Source organism: Campylobacter sp. IFREMER_LSEM_CL2127 (assembly GCF_025771745.1).
GTDB lineage: Bacteria > Campylobacterota > Campylobacteria > Campylobacterales > Campylobacteraceae > Campylobacter_D.
Genome location: NZ_JAKMQV010000001.1, coordinates 139,808 through 164,951, shown reverse-complemented (window position 1 = coordinate 164,951; position 25,144 = coordinate 139,808). Strand labels below are relative to the sequence as shown.

The following is a 25,144-nucleotide window of genomic DNA, read 5'->3' as shown; positions in this document are numbered from 1 at the left end:
TTATTTATTTTTTTATCAAATTAAAGGAAAATCCATGCAAAAAAAGAAAATTTTGTTTTTAGGTGCAGGATATGCTACTTTATCGGCTATAAAAGCCTTACCTGATGAGTTTTTTGAAAAAGCACAAGTGAGTTTAATTAATAACAATTCTTATCATTATCATACTATTTTACTACACAAAGTAGCTTCCAATGAAGATATTTATAGTTCAAAATATGATCTTTTGCCTTTGTTAAATCCAAAAATTAACTTTATCCAAGATGAAGTTTTAAAAATTTCTAAAGACAAAGTTTTTACTAAAAATAATGAATTTGACTTTGATATTTTAGTATGTGGGCTTGGTTTTGCTAAAGAAACTTTTGGTATTAAAGGTATGCAAGAATATGCTTTGAGTATAGATAATTATGAAAATGCTTTAAAAATTAATGAAATAATATATGAGAAAATAAAAAATTATAAAACCACTCAAAATGAAGATGATTTAAAAATCACAGTTTGTGGTGGGGGTTTAAGCGGGGTTGAATTTATAGCTTCTTTAGCTAAAGAGCTTAAAATATTTTGCCAAAAAGAGCAAATTGCTTATGAGAAATTAGAACTTTCTATTATTGAGGCTATGGATCAAATTTTACCTATGTTTGATAAAAGTTTGGCTTTAAAAGCAAAACAAAGACTAGAAGCGCTTGGTGTAAAAGTATATGAAAAATCTAAAATCATAGAATGTGAAAAAAATGGTATAAGACTTGATGGGGGAGAATTTGTTAAAGCTAATACTATCATTTGGACTGCAGGGGTTAGGGGTAATAGCGTTATAGAAAATAGCTCTGATTTTCCAAGTGTAAGATCGCGTATAGAAGTAGATGCTTTCATGCATCCTTTAAATGTTGAAAATCCATCAAAATACTTTTTTATAGGTGATAATAGTTTATTTAAAAATCCTAAAACCAACACTCCTTATCCTCCAACAGCCCAGCTTGCATTAAGAGAAGGAGCTTATGTAGCCAAAGCTTTAATGGCTATGATTGATGAGAAAGAATTTAAGCAAGAATTTTCTTTTATAAGTGGGAATACCGTTTGTTCAATCGGAAATGATTATGCAGTTGGCACAGTTTTGCATAAGCCAATTAGTGGTCTTTTGGCAATAAAACTTAAAATTTTTATAGAAAAACTATGGCAATATCAGCTTATAGGGATAAAAGGATTTTTTAAATAAACATATAAGAATCATCATAAGTGTGATTTAATCTAGCCTGAATACTCTCTTTCCATCCTTTTGCTAGGGTGGAAATTTTTTCTAATTTTTCTAAAGAATTTGAATTTTTAAAAGGATTAAAAAATAATTGATTTAACTCCATAATGCTTAAATTAGTTTCATCTTTTTGTAAGATTTTGATTTTGTCATTTTTGTTTATTATGCCTTCTTTTAAGACTCTATAATACCATCCAGTTCTTCCACTTTTGAAAATTTCTTGAGTGAAATTTAAATGATTGTGTATGCTAGAAATTTTAAAACAAGGCTTGCGCGGTTGACTTACTTGCAAAATACAAGTACCTATCTCATGTATATCTCCACAACAAACATTATATTCGTTTAAACCATCAATACTTAAATTCTCTCCCATTTCTCCAAAATTTAAGTATTTATTTAAATAATTATTCCATAAAGTATAGTTTTGCACACTATTTGCAAAAACAACTTTTTCTAAATTACCATGATGAATTTTATCAGCTATTTCATTATCAAGAATATAATCTGTATAAATTTGCAAAGAATTTAAATAAATATCCTTGATAAATGCTGAGTGAAATTTATTATAGTTTTTGATTTTGCCAATTTGCAAAGATTTAATAGAACTCATCAAGGAACTTTACTTAAAAAATCATTTGCATCTACATAGCCTATAATACGTCCTTTTTCCTCGCCTTTGTTAAAAAATATCATCACAGGAGGTCCAAAAACTCCAAATTCTTTCATAAGAGCTAAATCTTCTTGGTTATTATGTGTTACATCTGCTTTTAAAAGTGTGTAATTAGCAAGCAAATTTTGTACTTTCGTATCTGTAAAAGTATATTCTTCTAAAAGTTTGCAGTTTTCACACCAAGTAGCTGTAAATTCAAGCATAATGGGTTTGGTAGAATTTTGTAATTCTTGCTTAAGTTCTTTTAAGTTTTTAATGGTTTTAAAACTTAAACTAGAGCTATTTTCTTTTGAAGCAAGGTTAAACTCAAGAGGTTTTAGCAAGCTTTTTGAACCCATTGAGCCGCCTAAAATTAGACTTAAACTATAAGCTAAAATTAAAATCATACTTGCTTTTTTAAATTTATCAAAATTAGTTTTTGCTTCATCAAATAGCCCCATAAAGCTAGCAAAAAATACCCCTATAATCCCATAAAGCATTAAAATGATATTTACACTAAGTATTCTTTCTAGCATCCAAACTGCCATGATGAGCATGATAAAACCAAAGAAAATCTTTATCTTAAGCATCCAAGCTCCGCTTTTTAAAAAACTTCCTCCAAGTCCTATTAAAAGTAAAGGCATGCCCATACCAAAACTCATCACAAATAAAGAAAGTCCTCCTAAAAATACATCGCCACTATTAGTAATGTAAAGCAAAGCCCCTGCTAAAGGTGCAGCTACGCAAGGTCCTACAATAAGAGCTGATAAAAAGCCCATGATAGCTATACCAAAAATCCCGTTTTTGCCTTCTATTTTTTTATTAATAAAATTTTGAAATTTAAGTGGTAGTTGTAATTCATAAAGGCCAAACATGGAAAGTGAGAGCAATACAAAAATGCCAGCAAAAGTAATGATAATCCAAGATTGTTGCAATAAACCTTGTACATTAGCTCCTGCAAGACCTACTAAAGCACCTGCTATAGCATAAGCTAAAGACATAAAAAAAACATAGATAAAAGATAAATAAAAGCTATATTTTTTAGATGGTTTATCTTTGAGCTTCATTGCGATTAATGAAGAAAGAATAGGTATCATTGGTAAAATACAAGGAGTAAGTGCTAATAACAAGCCATAACCAAAAAAAGTTAAAAGCGTGATAAATATATTTTGTGTGCTTAAATCATTAGCAATTTGCTCATCTTCATTTTGCTTTTTAAATTGATCTTTAGCGGATTTTATAGTATAAAATCCATTTTGTTTATTAAGTTCATAATTTACATATACAGGACGATAGCATAAACCTTCTTCTGAGCAACCCTGATAAGCTAAGGAAAGTTTTGCTTTGTTATTTTTAACAAAATCATCTAATAATAATTGAGGTATAAAAAGTTCAAGTTGGTTAAAGATTACTTCTTTGTTTTCTCTAGTTTGAGTTTGTGGGAAATTTAATAAAGAAGTAATGTCATTTGAATCTAATTCTACTTTGATTTGATCTTTGTAAAGATAAATTCTGTCTGCAAGATTGATTTTTAAAAAAATTCCTTGATTGTTGCTGTGGGTATTGAGTTTAAAAGCTTCATTGAGTGATAATACTCCATTATTAGCAAAAGCTAAATTTAAAAAAATAAAAAATACCGCTAAAAAACGCATTTTTCTCCTTGAAACTAGAAGTTAAATTTGTTTTATTTTACTTATTTGTGGTAAATTTAAGTTAATAATTATCCTAAATTAAGGAGTTTGTTATAAACTAAAATTCCAATTTTTAACAATCTTAATATTTAGTGAAATTTAGTTGCTATTTGCTATATTTGAAATCATAATAAAGGAAATTTTTGAATAGTATTTTTTTAGTACACAATAAATTTAACGAGTATAAAAAAATTACTTTAAAAGCATATATGGTTAATGTTTTTTTGTTGGTTTTTTTATTGTTTTTATTTTTTTATTTATCTTTTTTAAGCGCTAGTTATAATTTTGATTTTGGGGCAATTTATGAATATAAAGACAAAATGATACAGGGTTTTTTTACGAGTTTTTTTATTAGTGTTTTGTCTTTGATTGTAGGTGTGATTTTTGCTTTGATTTTGTGTTATATGAGTCTTTGTAAAATCGTGCTTTTTAATATGATTGCAAGAGTTTTTATAGAGCTTATTAGAGGCACACCTTTGCTAGTGCAAATTTTATTGATTTATTATATTTTTGCGGATAATTTAGGGCTTGATAATCGTTATGTTTGTGGAGTTTTGATTTTAGCTTTATTTGCTAGTGCTTATATTTGTGAGATATTTAGAGCAGGGATTTTAAGTGTTGATAAAATGCAATATGAAAGTGCCAAAGCTTTGGGTTTGAGTGAGTTTGAAATTTATAAAAGCGTGATTTTTCCTCAAGCTTTAAAAAATATCTTAGCACCACTAAGCGGACAGCTTAGTAATTTAATTAAAGATAGCTCTCTTTTAAGCGTTATAGCTATTTCAGAATTAACTCAAAATGCTCAGGAAATCAATGCTTTTACTTTTTCAACTTTAGAAATTTACATTCCTTTAGCACTTTGTTATTTGGTTTTAACTTTACCTATTTCTATGTTTTCAAGAAAGCTTGAAAAGAGTTTTTCTTAAAAGAAAAACTCAAGCTTTTGTTCTTTGAAAATTTCTTGCATATCTTTGAGGTATTTTTGACTTAGCTTATCAAAAAGACCATTTTCTTTAGATTTTAAAATAAACTCATTGAGTTCTTCTTTTAATTTGGTATTATTTTTATTTAAAGCTATAGCCCATTGCTCAGGTGTTTTTTCAAAAGGAGTAAAAATAGCTTTTGTTTGCTCAGGATGTTTTTTCCATGCTTTATAAATGCTCATTTGATCATAAATAAAAGCATCAGCTTTTGCTTGAATAACTTCTAAAATAGCTGCATTTTCTTTATCAAATACTAGGATTTTTGCATTTTTAAGATTTTTTTGAGCATATAAATGCGCACTTGAACCTCTTTTTAAGGCAAGGATTTTTCCTTTTTGATTTAAATCTTCTATGGAATTAATATTTGATTTTTTAGCGCTTAATATCGCTAAATTTGCCTTAGCATAAGGCAAGGTAAAATCTATTACTTTTTTTCTTTGCTCGCTTATACTCATAGAAGACATGATGAGATCTATTTTTTGAGTCCTTAAAGCAGGTATAAGTCCATCCCAAGCTATGTTTTGAATTTTTAAATCATAGTTTTTTTCCTTAGCAAAGGCTTGTAAAAACTCTACACTAATACCACTTGGATTACCTTTAGTATCACTCATTTCAAAAGGAGGGTAGGCTAATTCCATACCTACGATTAATTCTTTTGCATGAAGTGTAAAAAACAAGCTTAGTAAAAAAAGTATTTTTTTCATTTTTTAACTCCAAATTTAGCCAAAGCTCTCTCATAATCTTCTTTTGTATCTATACCTATGCTTTGACTTTGTATTTTTAACATTTTGATTTTTTTGCCATTTTCTAAGGCTCTTAATTGTTCTAATTTTTCACATTCTTCCAAAGCCGAGTTTTTCAAAGTACAAAATTCTTGTAAATTTTTAACCCTATATGCATAAATTCCAAGGTGGGCTTTAAAATTTTGTTTATAATTTGCCCTTTCATAAGGAATTTTAGATCTTGAAAAATATAAAGCATAATCATTGCTATCAGTAACTACTTTAACCAAATTAGGATCATCACAAGCTTTTGCATCTACTTCTTTATAACAACTACTCATAAAACAAAGCTCATCTTCAAAAGCTTTTTGGCTAAATTCTTTAAAATCTTTAATATTTTGTGTTTCTATAAAAGGCTCATCGGCTTGGACATTGATGATTAGCTCGTTGTCATTTAGTTTTAAAATTTGACAAGCTTCGTTGATCCTATCAGTGCCACTTTCGTGATTTTTACTTGTTAAAACTGCTTTTATATTGTGTTTTTGTGCTATTTTTAAAACCTCTTCATCATCAAGTGCCACGCACACTTCATCAACTTCTTGCATTTTTTTAGCTGTATAAATAAACATAGGTAAATTATCAATCTTGCATAAAATTTTATTTTCAAAACGACTTGATTTTAATCTTGCGGGTATGATTATCATTGTTTTATCCATTCTATAATAGTTTGTTTTAGATTTTTGAGTTTGCAAACTTGATTTTGCTTTTGTGTGCTTGTAAATAAGCTTGCAATATTTGGATGAATTTCTTGTTTAAATTCTTTTGCAAGTTCTTGCATGCAAGCTTGTTCATCTTGGCATTCTTTATTGTAAATTGCTTGATACATACTTGGGGTAAATTTACTCCATTGTGCTGTGGAAGTAATAAGCGTAGTAGTGTTAGAATCAAGCATTTTAAAGCAAGTGCAAGTGTGAGGGTCTAAAAGTCCTAGGTGGCTGTATTGTTTGATATATTGCATACACTCATCATCATTGCAAAAATCAGCTTCAAAGTCTTCTTGCAAAAGCTCTAGCTCTTTTTGGCTAAGCTCATAATATTTTTCATTCCTTAAAGCTTGCATTAACTCTTTGGTACGTTCATCTTTGAATTTATCAAAAAGCAAGCGTTCTATATTTGATGATATGAGTATATCCATAGCAGGAGAAATAGTCTTTTGCAAGCTTTTATTTCTTAAATCATATTTGCCTATATTAAAAAACTCACTTAAAATATTGTTTGAATTGGAAGCAATTTTAATTTTACCTATATTTGCTCCCATTTTTTTAGCATAATAAGCTCCCAAGGCATCGCCAAAATTTCCACTTGGAATGATGATATCTATTGTTTTGTCAATTTTTAAACTAGCATAGTAATGATAGATGATTTGAAAAAGTATTCTTCCAAAATTAACCGAATTTGCAGCACTTAGACTTAACTTTTCTTCTTTTAAGGTATTTTTAAAATCCTCATCATTTAAAAGTGCTTTTAGAGCATTTTGCGCATCATCAAAATTACCTTCAATGGCTATGGATTTTAAATTGCTTGCATTTGAATGTGTCATTTGTAAAGCTTGAGTTTTACTTGTGCCTTCATTTGGGTAAATACAAACTACTTTTATGCCTTTTTTATTTTCAAAGCTTTTTAGCGTAGCAGGTCCTGTATCGCCACTTGTAGCGCACATGATTAAAAAATCATCATCTTTTTTTAAGTGTTCTAAAAGCACGCCAAAAGGTTGCAAAGCCATATCCTTAAAAGCTCTTGTTGGCCCATGGAATAATTCATTAATATAAAGCTTATCATTAATTTTTCTTAAATGAATAGGGCAGGTTTTATCATCAAAACTCTCATAAGTTTTCAAAGCTTTTTCAAAAACTTCAAGCTCTAAATCAAAATCAAAAGCTGCGATGATTTTTAAGGCTAATTCTTTGTAGTTTAAATTTTTTAAAGCTTCATTGTCAAGCTTTGGTAGATTAAGTGGTGCATATAAAGCATTGTTAGGTGCACTAGGGCTAAGCAAGGCCTTTGAAAAGCTTATTTGGTGATTTTTATCTTGGGTTGAGTGTAGTAACATTTTCTTCCTTTTTGTTAAATTTATAAATATAATCTTGCAAAACTTGCTTAAAGCTGTCTTTTAAAATAATATCAAGATGAATAAGTTCTGTTTTAAAGCCAAAATCTTTTACTTTCACATAGTCTTTAAAGGTTAGCATTAAGGTGTCGCAATTGTGTTTTTTTAAAAGTTTTTCTAATTCTTCTTTTTTGAAAGTATAGTGATCAGCAAAAAAATAACAAGCCCTAGCTTTGATAAAATGCTCATATAACCTAAAAGGCTTTGCAATAGAGCTTATTAAAACTGCTTTTTGATTTTCTTTTACATGAGAATAACGCACAAAGTCTTCATTTTCTTTAGCTATAAAATCAGCCCTTTTAGCAAAAGATTTTGGCAAACGATAAGCCCCACTAGGTAGGGTAAAATCAAAAAATGGCTCATCTTTACTTTGCAATAAAATATTAAGTTTTTTAATGTGAAATTTAGAAAAAGCATCGTCTAAAAGTATGATTTTTGCTCCAAGCTCGATAGCTTTTTGTATGCCTTTAACCCTATCTTCGCTTACTATCACTCCATTAATGTGCTTTGTAAGTGCATATTCCATAGCTTCATCGCCACTTTCTTTAATATCGCACAAAATTTCATCTTTATGCTTAACGATGATTAAGCCTTTACTTTGTCTTTTATAGCCTCTTAAGATGATAAAACAATTTTCAAACTCAGCTGCTATGGCTTTACAAATGGGAGTTTTTCCATTGCCTCCTAGGGTTAGATTGCCTATGCTTATAATGGGTAAATTAAAATCAAGTTCTTTTTTAAATTTAGTATTTAAAATCGCTATAATCATATATAAAAAGCTAAAAGGCAAAAGCAAAAAGGCTAGAGTTTTTTGCAAAAAATTAGGTTTAAAAAAATAGCGATCAAGCCAAGTCATATGTATTCTTTAATGTTGTTGGAGGTTTTCTTTTAAAGGCATTATTTTGCACACGCTCTAAGACTAAATTTTTTAAATTCTCATCAAAATTTTCCAAACTTTGATTGTTTTCTAAAGCTTTTAAAACTTCATCTAAAACTTCATATTTATAGCCAAGATCTTTTTCATCGCTTTGATTTGGCCAAAGATCAGCGCTAGGAGCTTTTTGTATGAAATTTTCATGCACACCCATAAATTTAGCAAGCTCAAAAACTTCACTTTTATAAAGCGTAGCCAAAGGGTTAAAAGCACAAGCTAAATCCCCATAAATAGTTCCATAACCAAGCATAAGTTCGCTTTTATTAGAAGTGCCTACTACCAATGCATTGTGTAGAGCCGAATAATCATAAAGCAAACTCATACGCACTCTTGCAGCTAAATTTCCAAAGCGTAAAGGGTTTAAGTCTTGACAAATTTTTTCATAAGCACAAAGTACTTCATCAATATAAACAATCTTATGATGAATTTGCAAATCTTTACAAAGCATTAATGCATCATCTAAATTTTCTTTATTAGAATATTTTGTAGGCATTAAAAGCACAAAAAGTTTTTCATCTATTGCTTTTTTGCAAAGATGAGCTACTAAAGCTGAATCTATCCCACCACTTAAACCTAAGATGAGATTTTTATCCCCTGCTTGTTCTTTTATAAAATTGATCAATAATTCTTGTAATTTTGTATAATTCATAAAAAATCTTTAAATATTAATTTTTTAAAATTATATTTGATTTAGTTAAAAGGAAGTTTATATGCGTATTTTAAAACAACCATGCGGAATGTATGAAACAAATTGTTATATTATAGATCATAATAACAAGCAAATTATCATCGATCCAGGTGAAAATGCTTATGAGTTTATCAAAGAAAACGCAAGCAAACCTTTAGCTATTTTAAATACTCATGGTCATTATGATCACGTTTATGATAATGCTAAAGTTAAAAAGGTTTATGAAATTCCACTTTTTATCCATAAAGATGATGCTTTTATGCTAAAAGATCCTTTTAATTATGGTTTTGAGCATTCAAATGCTGATGTGTTGATAGAAAATGAAAATGAATTTAGTATAGATGAGTTTAAGTTTAAATTTCATCATTTTCCAGGGCATACTCCAGGGTGTTGTATGATAGAACTTGTGGGTGAAGATGTGCTTTTTAGTGGAGATTTTTTATTTTACCGTAGTATTGGTAGATGGGACTTTCCTTACTCAGATGCAGCTAAGATGAAAGAGAGTTTGCTTAAAGTTTTAGCTTATGAAAAAGATTTTAGATTACTTCCAGGGCATGGAGAAGAAAGCACTTTAAAAGAAGAACAAAAAGCAATTCCTGCTTGGTTAAGGTATTTTCACTAATGGATAAGGTTTTATATTTTTTAAGTTTTTTGCTGATTTTAAGTGCGGTTTTGAGTTTTTTTAAACCTAAAGAAACAAAAAAGAAATTTTTTCACAAATGCCCATGTTTTAGAGCGGTGGAAAATGGTTTAATGAGTAGAATTTGCATTTATGCAGGAAGTTTTGGTTTTATGTATTCTGTGCTTTATATTGGTTTTGGAGTGTATGATAAAAAGCTTTTTGTGATTTTGTTTTTATCTTTTGCGATATGGTATTTTGCTTGGGTTTTAAAAAAAGAGTAAAAAACTATCATTAAAAATGTTAAAATACTTTTTTAATTATCAAAAAGGGTATCAAAATGAGAAAAAGCATAGCAGAATGGCAAAAACAAGAGCTACTTTTACTTTCCTTGCCTCATGAAAATAGCGATTGGAAGCCTTATTTAGAAGAGATTTTACAAAGCTATGAAGAATTTGTTAAAGCTGTGGCAAATTTTCAAAAAGTTTTACTTATAGCGCCAAGTGAAAAAGACTTTCAAAGATTTAAGCATATAAAAAACGTTGATTTTTTTAAGTGTGATACTAATGATACTTGGATTAGAGATTTTGGTGCAATTGATGTGCTTGAAGATGATAAAACTATAGGGCTTGATTTTATTTTTAATGCTTGGGGCGATAAATTTCAAAGCACTTTAGATAATGCGGTAAATTCAAAACTTTTTGCGCAAAAATTATCTGGAAAATTAGAAAAAATTGATTTTATCTTAGAAGGTGGGAGTATTGATTTTAATGGGCAAGGAGTAATGCTTACAACGAGTGCTTGTTTGTTAAATGAAAATAGAAATTCCCATTTAAATAAAGAGCAAATTGAAGCTAAGTTAAAAGAAATTTTTGGCTTAAAACAAATTGTATGGTTAAATCATGGTTATATAAAAGGCGATGATACTGACCATCATATAGATACTCTAGCAAGATTTATCAATGAAAAAACCATTGCTTATTGTGTGTGTAAAGATGAAAATGATGAGCATTATAAACCCTTAAAAACTATGGAGGAAGAACTTAAAAAAACAGGGTTTGATTTATTAGAACTTCCTTTGCCTAAGCCTTTGTATTTTGAAGGTAAAAGACTTGGTGCTACTTATGCAAATTTTGTTTTTGTTAATGGTGGCTTGATAGTGCCAACTTATAATGATGAAAACGATGCTTTGGTATTAGAAAATTTACAAAAAGCATGCAAAGATAGAAAAGTAGTAGGGGTTGATGCAAGAGTGTTTTTAAGACAAAATGGTTCTTTGCATTGTTCTTGTCAAAACCGCTATGAAGGTCAAAGATGAATTTGCAAAAAAGCGCAACTATCATCGCAAGTGTATGTGCTATTTTTTTAGCTATTGTTAAATTTATAGTAGGTTTAGCTTCAGGTTCTGTTGCGGTGCTTTCTAGTGCGATTGATTCTTTACTTGATTGTGTGATTTCGGGTCTAAATTTTTTAGCTTTGAAAAAAAGCTCTCAAGGTTCTAGTAAAGAATATAATTTTGGCCTTAGTAAAATTGAAGCCTTAATGGGGCTTTTTGAAGGTCTTGTTATTAGCGGGATTGGGGTTTATATTTTTTATGAGAGTGTTTTGAAAATTCACAATCAAGAAAGTGTAGAAAAACTTGATCTTGGAATTTTTATCATGGCTTTTGCTATGGCTGTGACTTTGTGTTTGGTGGTTTTTTTAAATTATGTTGCTAAAAAAACAAAAAGCTTGATTATAAAAGCTGATAGCTTACACTATAAAATAGACTTTTTAACTAATGCTCTAACGCTTTTAGCGCTTGTGATTATAGCTTTTACAAATTATCATTTTATTGATGGTTTATTTGGTATAGCTATAAGTTTATATACGATTTTTTCAGCTTTTAAAATCATCAAAGAAAGTTCTAAAATTTTATTAGATGTGGCAATTGATAAAGAACAAGTTGAAGTGATTAAACAAATTATAAGTGCAAATAAAGAAGTCAAAAGCTTTCATCATTTAAAAACTAGAAAAAGTCCTGATATACTTTATGTTAGTGTGCATTTAGTTTTTGAACCTACAATATCACTTTTAAAAGCTCATAAAATCGGTGATGAGATTGAAGATAGTATAAGGGAGCATTTTAAAGATGATTTTTGGAATATCCATATACACTTAGACCCTTATGATGATTCAGAAGAAGAAAGGAGTAAAAATGAAATTAGCACTCATACAGCAAGAATTTAAACAAAATAAAGAAAAAACTATAGAAAAAACATGCGAACTTATCAAACAAGCAGCAAAAGAAAAGGCTGAACTTGTATGCTTGCAAGAGCTTCATCAAACGCAGTATTTTTGTCAAAGTGAAAATACAGACTTTTTTGATTTAGCCAATGACTATGAAGAAGATGTTAAATTTTGGTCTAATGTAGCTAGGGAAAATAAAGTTGTTTTGGTAACTTCTTTATTTGAAAAAAGAAGCGCAGGGCTTTATCATAATACTAGTGTGGTATTTGAAAAAGATGGCTCCATAGCAGGTAAATACCGTAAAATGCACATACCTGATGATCCTTGTTTTTATGAAAAATTTTATTTTACTCCAGGTGATTTGGGTTTTGAACCTATACAAACAAGTGTTGGAAAACTTGGGGTTTTAATATGTTGGGATCAATGGTATCCTGAAGCTGCTAGGTTAATGGCTTTAAAAGGAGCACAAATTTTGATTTATCCTACTGCTATTGGTTGGTTTGATAAGGATGAAAAAGAAGAAAAACAAAGACAGCTTGAAGCTTGGATAGGCGTGCAAAGAGGTCATGCTATAGCTAATGGCTTACCTGTAGTAGCTATTAATAGAGTGGGTTTTGAAAAAGATGAAAGCGGTGTGGAAGAAGGTATAAGATTTTGGGGAAATTCTTTTGTTTTTGGGGCTCAAGGCGAAGAGCTTTTTAGAGCTGATGATAAACAAGAGCTTTGTAAAATCATTGAAATTGATATGCAAAGATGTGAAAATGTGCGTAGGTGGTGGCCATTTTTACGCGATAGACGCATAGAGTATTTTCATGAATTAAATAAAAGATTTATTGACTAAAAGGAGAAAAAATGAAAAAAGTTTTAGTGCCTTTGGCAAAAGGTTTTGAAGAAGCTGAATTTATAGGTATAGCTGATGTTTTAAAAAGAGCAGGAGAAGCTAGTGGAAATTTAGAAGTAATTATTGCTTCACTAGATGATGAGCTTTTGGTACAAGGAGCTAATGGAATTTGCATAAGGGCTGATGTGAGTTTATCTAGTGTTGATCAAGAAAATTTAGACGCAATTGCTTTAGCAGGTGGATTTGAAGGTATGATGAATTTAAAAAACAATTCAATTATCATAAAAATCATACAAGATTTACACGCAAAACAAAAAATCGTAGCGGCTATTTGTGCTTCACCTATGGTATTGGCAAAAGCAGGGGTGATTAATGGAGAGTTTTCTTGCTATCCTGGTTGTGAAGTGGGTATTGAAGGAACTAGAATAAATAAAGCAGTTGTGGTAAATGAAAATGTCATCACAGCAGCTGGACCTGCTACGGCTATTTTGTTTGGTTTAGAGCTTGCTAAACATTTGTGCTCAGAAGAAATTTATCAAAAACTTTATGAAGGTATGCTTGTTCCTTTAACAAAATAAACCCTCACTAATGAGGGTTTAGCTTACATTTGTTTCATAAGCTTAGTGATTTCACCCTCATGAGGAAATCTATCTACTTCGCAGTTAAACAAGTCTTTTTTTGAGTAAATGATTTTACCATCTACTTCTACTATAAAATGACCACCACCTTTTTCTATGGTAGAAATTTGTGCATCTTTGAATTCATTTTGTATTTCTTCTGCAACCCTTGCAGCTTGTGGTTTGTAATTTCAAAGATTACAATAATAAATTTTTACTTCCATTTTTTACTCCTTTTTTGAAAGTAAGCTATTATACATTTTTTATGCTTGTAAGTTTTAAATTTAAGGTTTTTTTTTATAATAATAAAAAAAATACAAGGGAAAATATGAGCCAATTTACACATTTGCATTTACACACGGAATATTCTTTACTTGATGGAGCAAATAAACTCAAAGAGCTTGCTAAAACGCTAAAAGCGCAAGGTGCAACAAGTGTTGCTATGACTGATCATGGAAATATGTTTGGGGCTATTGATTTTTATAAAACAATGAGGGCTGAGGGGATTAAACCTATCATAGGGCTTGAAGCGTATTTGCATAATCATGATGATTTAAGTGATAAAAGCTCAAGACAACGCTTTCATATTTGTTTGTTTGCTAAAAATGAAATTGGCTATAAAAATTTGATGTATTTAAGCTCGCAAAGCTATATACATGGTTTGTATTATTACCCAAGGATTAACAAAAAGCTTTTAGAAGCACATAGTGAGGGTTTGATTTGCTCGTCTGCGTGTTTGCAAGGTGAGGTTAATTGGCATTTAAACACCAAAAATGAAAGAAATTTAAAATTTGGCGCAAAAGGTTATGAAGGTGCAAAAGAAGCTGCGCTTTGGTATAAAAAGGTTTTTGGAGATGATTTTTACCTTGAGATTATGCGTCATGGTATTGATGATCAAAAATTTATCGATGATTCTATCATCAAACTTGCTAAAGAGCTTGATATAAAAATCATCGCAACCAATGATACGCATTATACTTTCAAAGAAAGAGCAGCTGCGCATGAAGTATTTATGTGTATAGCTATGGGGGTTAAGCTTGATGATCCAGGGCGTTTAAGACATGAAGTACATGAGTTTTATGTAAAAACACCAGAGCAAATGAGCGAGCTTTTTGCTGATATTCCTGAAGCCATTGAAAATACTCAAGAAATAGCTAATAAATGCAATCTAGAATTAAAACTAGGCGATCCAACACCACCAAATTTTAAATTTACCCGTGAATATGCGAAAAAATATGGCTTAAGTTTAAGTCAAGAAGATCAAGAATTTAGCTTTGATAATGATGATATAGTTTTTGAGTATCTTTGTAAAAAGGGTTTAGAAGAAAGACTTCAATTTATTGATGAGAATAAGCACCAAGAGTATAAAGATAGGCTTGATTTAGAAATTAGTATTATTAAAAATATGAAATTTTCAGGTTATATGCTAATTGTTCATGATTTTATCGCTGCAGCTAAGGAAAAAGATATACCAGTTGGCCCAGGGCGTGGGAGTGCTGCGGGGAGTTTGGTTTCGTATTGTTTGAAAATTACAGATTTAGATCCTATACCTTATAATCTTCTTTTTGAGAGATTTTTAAATCCTGAGCGTGTATCAATGCCAGATATTGACGTGGATTTTTGCCAAGATAGAAGAGGGGAAGTGATTGATTATGTTATTGATAAATACGGAGCTGAAAAGGTTGCACAAGTTATTACCTTTGGTAAGCTTTTAGCAAAGGGAGTAATCCGTGATGTAGCTAGAGTTTGTGATATGAGCATACCTGATGCGGATGCTTTGGCAAAATTAGTTCCTGAAGAGCTTAAAATCACTTTGGAAAAAGCCTATGAGCAAGAACCAAAAATTGCTGAATTTGTAAATTCTCATCCAAAAGGACGTCAGGTTTGGGACTTTGCTAAAGCACTAGAGGGTTTAAATAGAAATGCAGGTATGCATGCAGCCGGAGTTGTGATATCTAATGAAGCTTTGTGGAATAAAGCTCCACTTTTTAGACAAAGCAAAAATGATGAGCGTCATTTGGTTACGCAGTATTCTAAAGAATATCTTGAAGATGTAGATTTAATCAAATTTGACTTTTTGGGTTTAAAAACCCTTACGGTGATTGATAATGCGATTAAGCTAGTGAAAAAGCGTTATGGTAAAGATGTAATTTGGGAAAAGATTGATATGAATGATCCTAAGGTTTATAAAACCATACAAAGTGGAAATACCTTGGGCATTTTCCAAATAGAATCAGGCGGTATGCAAAGTTTGAATGCTAGGTTAAAGCCTGAAAGATTTGAAGATTTAATCGCGGTTTTAGCTTTATACAGACCAGGTCCACTTGATAGTGGGATGGTGGATGATTTTATTGATATCAAGCATGGTAGAAAGGCTGCTACTTATGCATTTGAAGATTTAAAACCTATACTTGAAAACACTTATGGAGTTATAGTTTATCAAGAACAAGTTATGCAAATAGTGCAAAAAATCGGTGGTTTTTCTTTGGGCGGGGCTGATAATGTGCGCCGTGCTATGGGTAAGAAAAAAAGAGAAATTTTGGATAATCTTAAAGCAGAGTATCTAGAAGGAGCTAAAAAACAAGGCTATGATGAGAAAAAGGCTGATGATTTGTTTGAGCTTATTTTGAAATTTGCTGAATATGGCTTTAATAAATCTCACTCAGCTGCTTACGCACTTATAACCTTTCAAACAGCGTATTTAAAGACTTATTATCCAAGTGAGTTTATGGCTGCGCTTTTAACAAGTGAAGAAAGCAATGTAGATAAGGTCGCAAAATACATTGAAGAGATGAAAAGAATGAATATTAAGCTTTTGCCACCAAGTATTAACAAAGCCCAAAGAGAATTTAGTGCAACTAAGCTTGAAGATGGTTCTGAAGCTATTATTTATGGGCTTGGAGCGATTAAGAGTGTGGGAATTCCTGCGATAGAAAATATCATGGCTATTCGCAAAGAAGAGGGCTTTAGTGATTTTGATGATTTTATAAGCTCGATTGACCCTACTAAGATTAATAAAAAAACCATAGAAAATTTAGCCAAATCAGGCGCTTTTGATGAGTTTGGCTATACTAGAAAATGTTTAGTGGATAATCTTGAGCTTATTTCAGAAACAAGTAGAAAAATCGCTGAAGTTAAAAGAAACTCTACTGCTTCGCTTTTTGGAGAAGAGGAAATAGCTGCAGATATCAAAGTAGGGCTTCATGATAGCAAGATAGAATTTGAATTAATGGAAAAACTAGGCTATGAAAAAGAAATCTTAGGAATTTATGTATCAGGCCACCCTTTGGATAAATTTGCAAGTCAAATAGAAGGTATAGAGTATTTTAAAAGTATGGATTTTGAAACACTCAAAGGCGAAGGTGAGCTTTTGGTTGTAGGAAAGATTGAAGATTTTAAATCGATGATGAGTAAAAGCGGTAAAAGATATGCTAAGGCTGTGGTTTTAGACTTTTATTCTACTTTTGATATGATTATCTTTGAAGCTCAAGTAGAAAAAGTTGAGGCACTTTTTAAAGAAAATAAAGATGAAGCCTTTGCTTTTTTACTAAGATATAAAAACAACGACAATGACTTAAGTTTTAGTTTAAATGAAATTTACACCCTAGAAGAAGCAAAGGAAAATGAGCTAAAATCTTTTAGTAAGAAAAAAAGCTTTGCAAAAAAAGAAAATAAAGAAGAATTTACCCAAGAGCCTATGAAATTTGAAGAAAATATCATAGAACTTGATATTAACAAGCTTAGCAAAGATATGGTGTATGAAATTTATGATCTAGCTAATACAAGGCATAACCCAAAAGATACTAATAACAAAAAGCTTGTGCTAAAAGTACTTGATATGGGTAGTTGCTTGCTTTATCATACAAATTTTGTTCTCTCGCAAGAAGCTATGGATGTGATAGCTCAAAAATGTAAAGGTTAAAATATAGACACTAAAAGTCCATTTTATATAGTATAATTATATCAATACAATATAAAAAGGATAAAAAATGGCTTTAGCGGTTGAGACTATTCAAGATTATACCATCCAAAAAGGTAAAAAATCTTTTTGGATGTGTTTTAACACTCCAAATAATGATTTTCATGTCAATAAAACAAAACATAGTGATTTGTTTGACAAAGACAAGACAGATTATAAAGCTAGAGATGAATTTTTAGCTTTTATGAAAGAAAATTTTCCAAAAACAAAACTAACTATGGTATTTGATACGGCTCCGGTGGGGTATTTGTTGTATCCTTATTTGGGTAGTCTTGCTGTTGATTGTGAGGAAAATGATGAGGTTTATAAGGCTATAAACAAAAAATACGAAGATGAAAATTGCATGCCAAAATCCATGAATGCAGTTTTTTGGGAAATGAGCCTTGAAGTAGCTAAAGAACTACATGAGGCTAGGAAATTTGATTATGAAAATTTTTAAAGGTAAAAAATGCAAATACAAACTTATGTAAAAGAAGCTTTAGACAAAGCAGAGGTAATCATCATCACAGCTGGAGCTGGCATGGGAGTAGATAGTGGTTTGCCTGATTTTAGAGGAAAAGATGGTTTTTGGAGGGCTTATCCGCATTTGCAAAAACTAGACATAGACTTTGAACGCATGGCTAATCCTACAAATTTTTATACAAACGCACAGCTTGCTTGGGCTTTTTATGGACATAGATTTAAATTATACAAAGATACTAAGCCACATAAAGGTTATGAGATACTTTTAAAACTTGCAAAAAGCAAACAAGATTATTATGTCGTTACGACTAATGTAGATGGACATTTTAAAAAGGCTGGTTTTGATGAGAATAAAATTTATGAATTTCATGGAAATATAAATTACTTGCAATGTTTTAATTATGCATGCGGTGATTTGATCTGGCAAATGCAGGAGGAATTAGATATAGATATGGAAAATTTTAAAGCCTTATCTTTGCCAAAATGTCCTAGGTGTCAAGGTTTGGCAAGACCAAATATCTTGATGTTTAATGATGGTAGTTTTAATGATAGCCGTTATTTCTTACAAAAGCAAAGTTATAAAAACTGGCTTAAACCCTTAGAGGATAAAAATATCTTGCTTATAGAGCTTGGAGCTGGTAAGGCTGTACCTAGTATGCGTATGTTTGGCGAGGATTTTTGTAAAAAAAGCAAAGCTAGAACACTTTTAAGGATCAATCCAAATGAGTGTGATTTTCCAAAGTTTTTTAGAAATGGCATAGGGCTTAAGATGAAAGCTTTGGAAGCTTTGGAAATGATAGATAGCTTGATATAATAAGCTTAAAATTTAGAAAGGCTATAAATGAGTGGTGAAAATACAAAAGTAAAATCTTGCGTTGTAAGTTTGAAAGAGTTGGTGTGTGGTAAAGTAGATAGTAAAAATGATCAAAAAACAGATATATTTTTAAAAGAAGGTTTTTCTTTAAACATACCTGATTATCAACGCCCTTATGCTTGGGGTATAGAGCAAGTTAAAATTCTCTTGAAGTAATCAAAGATAAAGCCTTAGGCTTTATCTTTTTATAAATTTAGCAAGGACTTTATTTTTGCTTCTTATCTTACGAAAATACTCTTTTGATAAGATATCTTTTAAAATTTTAGCATTGTTATAGCTTAGATTAGTTTTTCTTTGTATGTAAGAAATGGCTTTATTTGCTAAATTTTTCTCTCTTGATTTTTTTATCAAAGCCTTATCTAAAGTAGCTATTTTAGGCATGTTTTTGATAAATTCTAGATACTCTTCTTTGCTTTCAAAGGGAGAATCTTCAAAACTAAATGGAACCTGACTTGGTATTTTTTTTCTTTTTCATGTTTTCCTCCATATTTTTAAAATGATATTCTAGCATAAATTATAGACAATCTTAGTCTATAAAATTCTAATATAATTTCATTTTACAAAGGAAAGTGATGAAAGAAGTTAGGATTGTTATTGATGATGAATTTGATCATGTAAGAGATTTTTGTAATAGCTTTGCGGCGGTAAAAAAAGCTGGTAAGTATAGTTTTATAAATAGCAGTGGAGAATTAATTTGTGATTTTTTATATGATGAGGTTTTAAATTTTTGTCAAAATTTAGCAGGTGTTATGATAAATGATAAATGGGGTTTTATAGATACTAAAGCTAAAGTGGTGGTGGATCTTATATATGATGATGTTTGTAGTTTTTCAAATGATTATGCACTTTTGCGACAAGGAAATGAAAATATCATCATAGATACTCAAGCAAATATCATTTTAAAGACTGAATATGATGGCATTATAAGACTTAGTGATAAGCTTTTTAAGATCAAAAAAGGCGATGTGTTTGCATTGATCGATCAGAATGGAAATTTTTTAAGTGATTTTGAGTTTTTAAGTATAAAAAGACTAAATGAAAAATTATTTTTATGCAAGCAAAAGATCAATGGCAAGGTTAAATGCGGAGTTTTAAATGAATTTGCAAAGCTTGTTTTAGAGGCTAAATTTGATGATATTAGCTTGATAAATGATGAGTATTTGTTAGTGTTTGATGGGTTTTTATATGGTTTGTTTGATGTAAATTTAAATTGCATTTTTGATCCTATGTATAAGGATGTGAAATTTATAGCCAAAGATATGATTAAAGTTAGGGTAGGGACTAAATATACTTTGGTAGATAAAAACAAAAATGAGCTTAGTAAGAATAGTTTTGATTTTATGAAGATTATTGACGATGAGCTTGTTTTGTTTTTAGAAAATTCTAAATTTGGTTTCATGGATCAAAATGGGATGTTAATTTGTGAAGCTAAATTTGATGAAGTTGAAGAATTTGTTGGTGGATTGGCTTGTGTAAAGATAGCTAATAAATACGGCTTTATAGATAAAAATGCCAAAATCATCATCGATGTGATGTATGATGAGCTTAGGTTTTTTAGTGAGAATTTAGCAGCCTTTTGTGTGAGGGGAAAATGGGGTTTTATCAATACAAAAGGAAAAACCATTATAGAAGCAAAATACGATGATGTAATTAGCTTTAGCGAAGGTTTGGCTGTAGTAAAAAAAGATGGTAAATACGGCTATATTAATAAAAAAGGAAAAATCATCATAGAAGCAAAATACGATGAGGCAAATAGCTTTAGCGAAGGCATAGCAAGTGTAAAAAAAGACAATAGATATTTTTTGATCAATCAAAATGATGAGATACTTTGTGAGCATGAGTATGAGTATATGTCTTGTTTTAGCTGTGGTTTGGCTTTGGTTTTAACAAGTGATGGTTTTATTTATGTGGATAAAAATGCAAATATTGTTATAAAAGAGCATTTTGATGAGGCGTTTGATTTTAAAGAAGGTTTAGCACAAGTTTGCATAGATAATCAATGGGGTTTTATTAACACAAATGGAGAATTTGTGCTTGATTTGCAGTTTGAAAATGTAAATGATTTGGGTAATGGAATTTATGAGCTTAGTAAAAATGGACATAAATTTTACTTAGAATACAACGGAAAAATAACCCTTAATCCTTTCTCTCAAAGACAAATTGAATGTATAAGCAAGGATATAGGCTGGAGAATTTTAAGGTTGCTAGAGTCAAAAGAGTAAAATTTGATCTTAAAAGAATGTACTTAAAATACATTTAACAATCAAAGTTAATGTATTTTAAAACATTTATTTTTATGGTTTTTTTGATTTTTAAATTTATCATATTAACTATCTTATCTTTTATTGCTAATATTAGATTGTTATCTAGTATTATGATTTGATCATATTTGATTTTTACAATAATCTTTCCTTTTTTATCTATAAGACCCCATTTATCACTTTGTTTAACTTTGGCAAAACCTTTGTTAAAATGACCCACTTCATCGTATTGTGCTTTGATAATTAGCTTTTCATTTTTATCTATAAAACCAAATTTTTTATTAATCAAGATTGAAGCTAATCCATCGTGAAAATAACTCACGATATTTTCTTTATTTAATATTAAATATAATCCAATTCTTGAAGCACCTTGTATGTCAAAAAAAGTTAGATCATCATCTAAACCATCTATAAAATCATACTTTGCTTCTATGACTAAATTTCCTTTTTTGTCTATAAAACCCCATTTATTATCAATTTCAACTGCAGCCATTCCTTGAAAAAAGTCTTTGGTTTTATTGTATTTAGTGTCTATAGCAATTTCCCCTTTTTTATCTATAAAACCCCATTTTCCATTAAGCTCAACCCTAGCCAAACCTTCGTTAAAATCATAAGCATTATCATACTTTGCATCTATGATTAAATTCCCTTTTTTATCTATAAAACCCCACTTATCTTTTAAACAAATAGTTGTTAAATTTTCTTTATATTTTTTTATGTTTTTAAATTTAGTTTGTGTTGTAATATTTTCATCAATTTTATAAGGAAAATTTATTTTTATAATATTTCCTTTTTTATTTACAAAGCTATTTTCATCTCCATTATATATTCTAAATAAACCATTATAAAAGCTTTTGGAATTGATACTTCCTTTTAATTCTTTGATAAATTGTGCGTTTGAATCAATTAGAATTGACTTAAAAACAATATGATGATTTTTTGCATTGTGTATTTTTAAATTTATATAATATATTTTCTTTGCATTTAGTACCCCAAAACCATGATATTCTATATCAAAGTTTTGATATGTGAAGATGCTTTTAGGTTGTTTAGTAGTGAGCATTGTTTAAATTGTGATTATTTTATTTTGGTTACACAATAGATTTTTTATTAGCAAGATTTTTATCTAGTTTTAAAAGTGTTGTTTTCATGTGTTTTCCTTTTTAATTGATATAGTTATTATTATAATGTATTTTTATAGACTACTGCTGTCTAGTTTGATGATTTTTGCTTAGAGATTGATATAAAAACTCTAAGCAGTGGCTTTTAATATAGTTATTATTTTACAAGCTCTTCTAAATGTTTTAAAATTTTTACCATAGCTAAAGTATCAAGTTTGCAGTATTCTAGTAAGGCTTGGCGGAGAGCTTTTCTTTTGTTTTCATCCATATTTTGCATAGTTTCAAAACTTTTCATAGCTTCGCTTCCATTCTGGATTAAACCTAAATTTTTATAAGCTTGCATTATAAGCAAGCACGTAAACATTTTAAATTAATTTAGGTTTTTTAGTTTTAATTCTTCGCCTTTTTTAAGTAAAAATAAATTCGTATCAAATTTTAGTATCTCACTATAACAACAATTTTCATCTATATCTGCAAAACCCATGTAATCATATTCATAATCACCAACAAGATTCAAGACAACATCATACTCTATTTCTATAACTAAATTTCCTTGCTTATCTATAAATCCATATTTTCCATTAAGCATAACTACAGCTAAACCTTCGCTAAAATCCCAAGCATAATCATACTTTGCTTCTATAACTAAATTTCCTTTTTTATCTATAAAACCCCATTTTCCATTAAGCTTAATTCCGGCCAAACCTTCGTTAAAGCTTAAAGCATCATCATATTTTGCTTCTATAACTAAATTTCCTTTTTTATCTATAAAACCCCATTTTCCATTAAGCTCAACCTCGGCTAAACCTTCGTTAAAGCTTAAAGCATTATCATATTTTGTTTCTATAACTAAATTTCCTTGCTTATCTATAAATCCCCATTTTCCATTAAGCTCAACTCTAGCTAAACCTTCGCTAAAATCATAAATATCATCATACTTTGCTTCTATGATACAATTTCCTTTTTTGTCTATAAAGCCGTATTTTCCATTAAGCTTAACTTTATCCAAATCTTTGTTAAAATACGAAATATCATCATATTTTGCTTCTATAACTAAATTTCCTTGCTTATCTATAAATCCCCATTTTCCATTAAGCTCAACTCCAGCTAAACCTTCGCTAAAATCATAAATATCATCATACTTTGCTTCTAAGACTAAATTTCCTTGCTTATCTATAAGACCACATTTTGCTTTTGTGCAGCAAAGTCCATATAAATCATCATTTAAGTGATAAATCTTGCCAGCGATTTTTTTTAGTATATTTCCATTGATGTCAAATAAGATCGAATCTTCTTCAAAACTTGCATAATACATTTCATCTTTTTTTATAACACCACAATTTATTATTTTTTTATTAGCAAGATTTTTATCTAGTTTTAAAAGTGTTGTTTTCACATGTTTTCCTTTTTTGATTGATATAATATTTTATTATAATGTATTTTTATAGACTACTGCTGTCTGGTTTGATGATTTTTGCTTAGAGATTGATATAAAAACTCTAAGCAGTGGCTTTTAATATAGTTATTATTTTACAAGCTCTTCTAAATGTTTTAAAATTTTTACCATAGCTAAAGTATCAAGTTTGCAGTATTCTAGTAAGGCTTGGCGGAGAGCTTTTCTTTTGTTTTCATCCATATTTTGCATAGTTTCAAAACTTTTCATAGCTTCGCTTCCATTCTGGATTAAACCTAAATTTTTATAAGCTTGCTCCATATCAGGGATTAGAGCTGGTAAAACTTTTTTTATAGAATAACTCCCTTGCATTTTATAATGATAATAATCTTTATTTTGAAAAGGTATCATAAGATCTTTGATATTTTTTTCTATATTTAACAAATGCTCGCTAAATTCAGGAAAAGCAAGCGCTAAATTTCTTATAACACTTTTTTCAAAGCTTGCATTATAAGCAAGCACACAAACATCTTTTGGTATATCATTGATCAAATTTCTTACAAGTTCATATCTTGGATCGATCCCACATTCGCTTAAAAATTCTTTATGCTCTAACTTGTCTTTATAGTCTATATGCAAAGAATATTGAAAAGGAATTTGCATATAAGACTTGACTACCCTGTATTCAGGTATGACTTGCGTAAAGGATTCAAAATCTAGATGATATATGGGATAGGTTAGTGTATCTAAGAATTTTTTGATATTTTCTTTGTTTATGTAGATTTCTTTATTGAGTGAAGCTTTGATTTGGATTTGTTGATTCTCGGTAAAAGTAGACAGATCTTTTATATCTTTAAAATTGATTATGTTTTTACGGTACAAATTAAAAATTTTATTAGATTTTGAAATGCTAAATATATTCTCATTTTCACATAAATTTCTTTGTTCAATCCAACAATACTCATATCCATCACAATCATAAGGATCAAAACAATGTGTTCCTATGTCTATATCTGGCTCCTCATTTTTACTTAAAATTTCTTCAAAGTATTTTAAATTTTTTCTAACTTCTTCTTGGTTTTGGATAACTTTATCTGTGATGTCATTGAACTTAAAAAGTCGATTTATGTCAAGAAAATCACCTCTATAGTATTTATTGTTTAAATGTATCAGGTTAACTTGTTTGATTTTATAACCCAAATTTGACAAAACATAATATTGCAAAGCACAATCATCTATATATGTTTTTTTAATTACTTTGGAAGTAGGTGTTTTTGTTAAAGATGTAGAGCTTTTTACTTCGTTAATGATCATACCATCTTTAGTATTTTGTAAAATATCTATCATGATCAAAATGCCATCATAGCAAAAAGTAGCTTCGTAAATCACTTCTTGGTTATTTTCTAATAGTTTTCTAGTTTGTTCGCATTTTTCATTCAAAGAACTACCCTCAAATTCTATCTTTACTCCATTTGGAAAAAGCTCACAAGCTAGCTCGCCTACCTTGTTACCAGTTTTAAATTTATCCGAAGTATTCTCTGGGGTACTTAGTACTTCATCTTTGTAAGTTTTTAGCCATAAAGACTTAGCACATTGTGTGCCTCTTGTGTATCTTGATTTTGAAAAAAACATTATTTACCTTTCTTTGTTGTTTTGTTTGAATTTTAG

26 protein-coding genes are annotated in these 25,144 nt (G+C 29.7%); 13 read left to right on the top strand and 13 right to left on the bottom strand.

Features of this window, described 5'->3' with window-relative positions:
* Positions 1–34: 34 nt before the first annotated feature.
* Complete coding sequence (locus tag L8V77_RS00855) at positions 35–1,210, top strand: NAD(P)/FAD-dependent oxidoreductase (protein ID WP_263706249.1); 1,176 nt, start codon at positions 35–37, stop codon at positions 1,208–1,210.
* Here L8V77_RS00855 and L8V77_RS00850 read toward each other — a convergent pair.
* Entirely contained in the window at positions 1,203–1,856 is a 654-nt protein-coding gene (locus L8V77_RS00850; RefSeq protein ID WP_263663220.1) for an MOSC domain-containing protein, read from the bottom strand. The genes L8V77_RS00855 and L8V77_RS00850 overlap by 8 nt on opposite strands.
* The gene (gene dsbD / locus L8V77_RS00845) at positions 1,856–3,547 is read right to left on the bottom strand and encodes a protein-disulfide reductase DsbD (protein WP_263706247.1); all 1,692 of its coding nucleotides are present in this window, start codon (positions 3,545–3,547) and stop codon (positions 1,856–1,858) included. Before dsbD ends, L8V77_RS00850 begins: the two co-directional genes overlap by 1 nt.
* A gap of 248 nt (positions 3,548–3,795) precedes the next feature.
* Here dsbD and L8V77_RS00840 point away from each other — a divergent pair, with 248 nt between their 5' ends.
* Complete coding sequence (locus tag L8V77_RS00840; RefSeq protein ID WP_318529528.1) at positions 3,796–4,512, top strand: amino acid ABC transporter permease; 717 nt, start codon at positions 3,796–3,798, stop codon at positions 4,510–4,512.
* On the opposite strand, the gene L8V77_RS00835 is transcribed toward L8V77_RS00840, so the two are convergent.
* Genes L8V77_RS00835 through L8V77_RS00815 form a run of 5 tightly spaced genes read right to left on the bottom strand, consistent with a single transcriptional unit; the run spans position 4,509 to position 9,041 of the window.
* Positions 4,509–5,273, bottom strand: coding sequence for a transporter substrate-binding domain-containing protein (locus tag L8V77_RS00835; RefSeq protein WP_263706245.1), 765 nt, complete (start codon positions 5,271–5,273; stop codon positions 4,509–4,511). The two genes, L8V77_RS00840 and L8V77_RS00835, sit on opposite strands and share 4 nt — an antisense overlap.
* Positions 5,270–5,995 carry a 3-deoxy-manno-octulosonate cytidylyltransferase gene (kdsB, locus tag L8V77_RS00830; RefSeq protein ID WP_263706244.1) on the bottom strand — a complete coding sequence of 242 codons (726 nt, stop codon included), beginning with the start codon at positions 5,993–5,995 and terminating at the stop codon, positions 5,270–5,272. The genes L8V77_RS00835 and kdsB overlap by 4 nt, the downstream gene beginning before the upstream one ends.
* On the bottom strand, positions 5,992–7,401 hold the full coding sequence (gene thrC / locus L8V77_RS00825) for a threonine synthase (RefSeq protein ID WP_263706243.1): 1,410 nt from the start codon (positions 7,399–7,401) through the stop codon (positions 5,992–5,994). The genes kdsB and thrC overlap by 4 nt, the downstream gene beginning before the upstream one ends.
* Positions 7,376–8,314, bottom strand: coding sequence for a tetraacyldisaccharide 4'-kinase (locus L8V77_RS00820; RefSeq protein WP_263706242.1), 939 nt, complete (start codon positions 8,312–8,314; stop codon positions 7,376–7,378). Before L8V77_RS00820 ends, thrC begins: the two co-directional genes overlap by 26 nt.
* Entirely contained in the window at positions 8,301–9,041 is a 741-nt protein-coding gene (locus tag L8V77_RS00815; protein ID WP_263706241.1) for an NAD+ synthase, read from the bottom strand. The genes L8V77_RS00820 and L8V77_RS00815 overlap by 14 nt, the downstream gene beginning before the upstream one ends.
* A 61-nt stretch (positions 9,042–9,102) precedes the next feature.
* Here L8V77_RS00815 and L8V77_RS00810 point away from each other — a divergent pair, with 61 nt between their 5' ends.
* Genes L8V77_RS00810 through L8V77_RS00785 form a run of 6 tightly spaced genes read left to right on the top strand, consistent with a single transcriptional unit; the run spans position 9,103 to position 13,347 of the window.
* On the top strand, positions 9,103–9,702 hold the full coding sequence (locus L8V77_RS00810) for an MBL fold metallo-hydrolase (protein WP_263663228.1): 600 nt from the start codon (positions 9,103–9,105) through the stop codon (positions 9,700–9,702).
* Positions 9,702–9,983 carry a hypothetical protein gene (locus L8V77_RS00805; RefSeq protein WP_263682180.1) on the top strand — a complete coding sequence of 94 codons (282 nt, stop codon included), beginning with the start codon at positions 9,702–9,704 and terminating at the stop codon, positions 9,981–9,983. The genes L8V77_RS00810 and L8V77_RS00805 overlap by 1 nt, the downstream gene beginning before the upstream one ends.
* A 56-nt stretch (positions 9,984–10,039) precedes the next feature.
* Positions 10,040–11,017, top strand: a complete 978-nt coding sequence (locus tag L8V77_RS00800; protein ID WP_263706239.1) for an agmatine deiminase family protein — start codon at positions 10,040–10,042, stop codon at positions 11,015–11,017.
* The gene (locus tag L8V77_RS00795) at positions 11,014–11,928 is read left to right on the top strand and encodes a cation diffusion facilitator family transporter (RefSeq protein WP_263663231.1); all 915 of its coding nucleotides are present in this window, start codon (positions 11,014–11,016) and stop codon (positions 11,926–11,928) included. Before L8V77_RS00800 ends, L8V77_RS00795 begins: the two co-directional genes overlap by 4 nt.
* Positions 11,897–12,769, top strand: coding sequence for an N-carbamoylputrescine amidohydrolase (locus L8V77_RS00790; RefSeq protein WP_263706237.1), 873 nt, complete (start codon positions 11,897–11,899; stop codon positions 12,767–12,769). The genes L8V77_RS00795 and L8V77_RS00790 overlap by 32 nt, the downstream gene beginning before the upstream one ends.
* Positions 12,770–12,780: 11 nt before the next feature.
* Complete coding sequence (locus L8V77_RS00785; protein ID WP_263706235.1) at positions 12,781–13,347, top strand: DJ-1 family glyoxalase III; 567 nt, start codon at positions 12,781–12,783, stop codon at positions 13,345–13,347.
* A gap of 23 nt (positions 13,348–13,370) precedes the next feature.
* Here L8V77_RS00785 and L8V77_RS00780 read toward each other — a convergent pair whose 3' ends face one another.
* Complete coding sequence (locus L8V77_RS00780; protein WP_257396702.1) at positions 13,371–13,610, bottom strand: SelT/SelW/SelH family (seleno)protein; 240 nt, start codon at positions 13,608–13,610, stop codon at positions 13,371–13,373.
* A gap of 104 nt (positions 13,611–13,714) precedes the next feature.
* Here L8V77_RS00780 and dnaE point away from each other — a divergent pair, with 104 nt between their 5' ends.
* The 4 genes from dnaE to L8V77_RS00760 all read left to right on the top strand — a co-directional run bounded on the left by dnaE (position 13,715) and on the right by L8V77_RS00760 (position 18,857).
* Entirely contained in the window at positions 13,715–17,308 is a 3,594-nt protein-coding gene (gene dnaE, locus L8V77_RS00775; RefSeq protein WP_263706234.1) for a DNA polymerase III subunit alpha, read from the top strand.
* Positions 17,309–17,375: 67 nt separating this feature from the next.
* Positions 17,376–17,804, top strand: coding sequence for a hypothetical protein (locus L8V77_RS00770; protein ID WP_220568860.1), 429 nt, complete (start codon positions 17,376–17,378; stop codon positions 17,802–17,804).
* A 9-nt stretch (positions 17,805–17,813) separates the two neighbouring features.
* Positions 17,814–18,641, top strand: coding sequence for an SIR2 family NAD-dependent protein deacylase (locus L8V77_RS00765; RefSeq protein ID WP_263682186.1), 828 nt, complete (start codon positions 17,814–17,816; stop codon positions 18,639–18,641).
* Between the two features lie 27 nt (positions 18,642–18,668).
* The gene (locus tag L8V77_RS00760) at positions 18,669–18,857 is read left to right on the top strand and encodes a DUF262 domain-containing protein (protein ID WP_263682187.1); all 189 of its coding nucleotides are present in this window, start codon (positions 18,669–18,671) and stop codon (positions 18,855–18,857) included.
* A 21-nt stretch (positions 18,858–18,878) separates the two neighbouring features.
* Here L8V77_RS00760 and L8V77_RS00755 read toward each other — a convergent pair whose 3' ends face one another.
* Positions 18,879–19,082, bottom strand: coding sequence for a hypothetical protein (locus L8V77_RS00755; protein WP_263706232.1), 204 nt, complete (start codon positions 19,080–19,082; stop codon positions 18,879–18,881).
* Between the two features lie 191 nt (positions 19,083–19,273).
* Here L8V77_RS00755 and L8V77_RS00750 point away from each other — a divergent pair, with 191 nt between their 5' ends.
* Positions 19,274–20,923 (top strand): WG repeat-containing protein, encoded by a 1,650-nt coding sequence (locus L8V77_RS00750; RefSeq protein ID WP_263706231.1) that lies wholly within the window; start codon positions 19,274–19,276, stop codon positions 20,921–20,923.
* A 34-nt stretch (positions 20,924–20,957) separates the two neighbouring features.
* Here the strand turns inward: L8V77_RS00750 and L8V77_RS00745 are convergent, their stop codons facing one another.
* The 4 genes from L8V77_RS00745 to L8V77_RS00730 form a co-directional block, all read right to left on the bottom strand.
* Positions 20,958–22,025: a WG repeat-containing protein gene (locus tag L8V77_RS00745; protein WP_263706230.1), complete on the bottom strand. Its 1,068-nt coding sequence runs from the start codon at positions 22,023–22,025 to the stop codon at positions 20,958–20,960.
* 215 nt (positions 22,026–22,240) lie between these two features.
* Positions 22,241–22,378, bottom strand: coding sequence for a hypothetical protein (locus L8V77_RS00740; protein ID WP_263663244.1), 138 nt, complete (start codon positions 22,376–22,378; stop codon positions 22,241–22,243).
* A gap of 75 nt (positions 22,379–22,453) precedes the next feature.
* The gene (locus L8V77_RS00735) at positions 22,454–23,479 is read right to left on the bottom strand and encodes a WG repeat-containing protein (RefSeq protein WP_263706229.1); all 1,026 of its coding nucleotides are present in this window, start codon (positions 23,477–23,479) and stop codon (positions 22,454–22,456) included.
* 129 nt (positions 23,480–23,608) lie between these two features.
* Positions 23,609–25,108 carry a DUF2779 domain-containing protein gene (locus L8V77_RS00730; RefSeq protein WP_263706228.1) on the bottom strand — a complete coding sequence of 500 codons (1,500 nt, stop codon included), beginning with the start codon at positions 25,106–25,108 and terminating at the stop codon, positions 23,609–23,611.
* Between the last annotated feature and the right edge of the window lie 36 nt (positions 25,109–25,144).

What these genes read in the sequence shown, in the direction of transcription:
- L8V77_RS00795 (WP_263663231.1), top strand. Translation starts at nt 11,014, where the DNA reads ATGAATTTGCAAAAAAGCGCAACTATCATCGCAAGTGTATGTGCTATT.
- L8V77_RS00755 (WP_263706232.1), bottom strand. Translation starts at nt 19,082, where the DNA reads ATGCCTAAAATAGCTACTTTAGATAAGGCTTTGATAAAAAAATCAAGA.
- L8V77_RS00850 (WP_263663220.1), bottom strand. Translation starts at nt 1,856, where the DNA reads ATGAGTTCTATTAAATCTTTGCAAATTGGCAAAATCAAAAACTATAAT.
- L8V77_RS00760 (WP_263682187.1), top strand. Translation starts at nt 18,669, where the DNA reads ATGAGTGGTGAAAATACAAAAGTAAAATCTTGCGTTGTAAGTTTGAAA.
- L8V77_RS00740 (WP_263663244.1), bottom strand. Translation starts at nt 22,378, where the DNA reads ATGAAAAGTTTTGAAACTATGCAAAATATGGATGAAAACAAAAGAAAA.
- L8V77_RS00810 (WP_263663228.1), top strand. Translation starts at nt 9,103, where the DNA reads ATGCGTATTTTAAAACAACCATGCGGAATGTATGAAACAAATTGTTAT.
- L8V77_RS00750 (WP_263706231.1), top strand. Translation starts at nt 19,274, where the DNA reads ATGAAAGAAGTTAGGATTGTTATTGATGATGAATTTGATCATGTAAGA.
- L8V77_RS00855 (WP_263706249.1), top strand. Translation starts at nt 35, where the DNA reads ATGCAAAAAAAGAAAATTTTGTTTTTAGGTGCAGGATATGCTACTTTA.
- L8V77_RS00790 (WP_263706237.1), top strand. Translation starts at nt 11,897, where the DNA reads ATGAAATTAGCACTCATACAGCAAGAATTTAAACAAAATAAAGAAAAA.
- L8V77_RS00765 (WP_263682186.1), top strand. Translation starts at nt 17,814, where the DNA reads ATGCAAATACAAACTTATGTAAAAGAAGCTTTAGACAAAGCAGAGGTA.
- L8V77_RS00770 (WP_220568860.1), top strand. Translation starts at nt 17,376, where the DNA reads ATGGCTTTAGCGGTTGAGACTATTCAAGATTATACCATCCAAAAAGGT.
- kdsB (WP_263706244.1), bottom strand. Translation starts at nt 5,995, where the DNA reads ATGATAATCATACCCGCAAGATTAAAATCAAGTCGTTTTGAAAATAAA.
- L8V77_RS00815 (WP_263706241.1), bottom strand. Translation starts at nt 9,041, where the DNA reads ATGAATTATACAAAATTACAAGAATTATTGATCAATTTTATAAAAGAA.
- L8V77_RS00730 (WP_263706228.1), bottom strand. Translation starts at nt 25,108, where the DNA reads ATGTTTTTTTCAAAATCAAGATACACAAGAGGCACACAATGTGCTAAG.
- dnaE (WP_263706234.1), top strand. Translation starts at nt 13,715, where the DNA reads ATGAGCCAATTTACACATTTGCATTTACACACGGAATATTCTTTACTT.
- L8V77_RS00800 (WP_263706239.1), top strand. Translation starts at nt 10,040, where the DNA reads ATGAGAAAAAGCATAGCAGAATGGCAAAAACAAGAGCTACTTTTACTT.
- L8V77_RS00785 (WP_263706235.1), top strand. Translation starts at nt 12,781, where the DNA reads ATGAAAAAAGTTTTAGTGCCTTTGGCAAAAGGTTTTGAAGAAGCTGAA.
- L8V77_RS00745 (WP_263706230.1), bottom strand. Translation starts at nt 22,025, where the DNA reads ATGCTCACTACTAAACAACCTAAAAGCATCTTCACATATCAAAACTTT.
- L8V77_RS00805 (WP_263682180.1), top strand. Translation starts at nt 9,702, where the DNA reads ATGGATAAGGTTTTATATTTTTTAAGTTTTTTGCTGATTTTAAGTGCG.
- L8V77_RS00840 (WP_318529528.1), top strand. Translation starts at nt 3,796, where the DNA reads ATGGTTAATGTTTTTTTGTTGGTTTTTTTATTGTTTTTATTTTTTTAT.
- dsbD (WP_263706247.1), bottom strand. Translation starts at nt 3,547, where the DNA reads ATGCGTTTTTTAGCGGTATTTTTTATTTTTTTAAATTTAGCTTTTGCT.
- L8V77_RS00835 (WP_263706245.1), bottom strand. Translation starts at nt 5,273, where the DNA reads ATGAAAAAAATACTTTTTTTACTAAGCTTGTTTTTTACACTTCATGCA.
- L8V77_RS00820 (WP_263706242.1), bottom strand. Translation starts at nt 8,314, where the DNA reads ATGACTTGGCTTGATCGCTATTTTTTTAAACCTAATTTTTTGCAAAAA.
- thrC (WP_263706243.1), bottom strand. Translation starts at nt 7,401, where the DNA reads ATGTTACTACACTCAACCCAAGATAAAAATCACCAAATAAGCTTTTCA.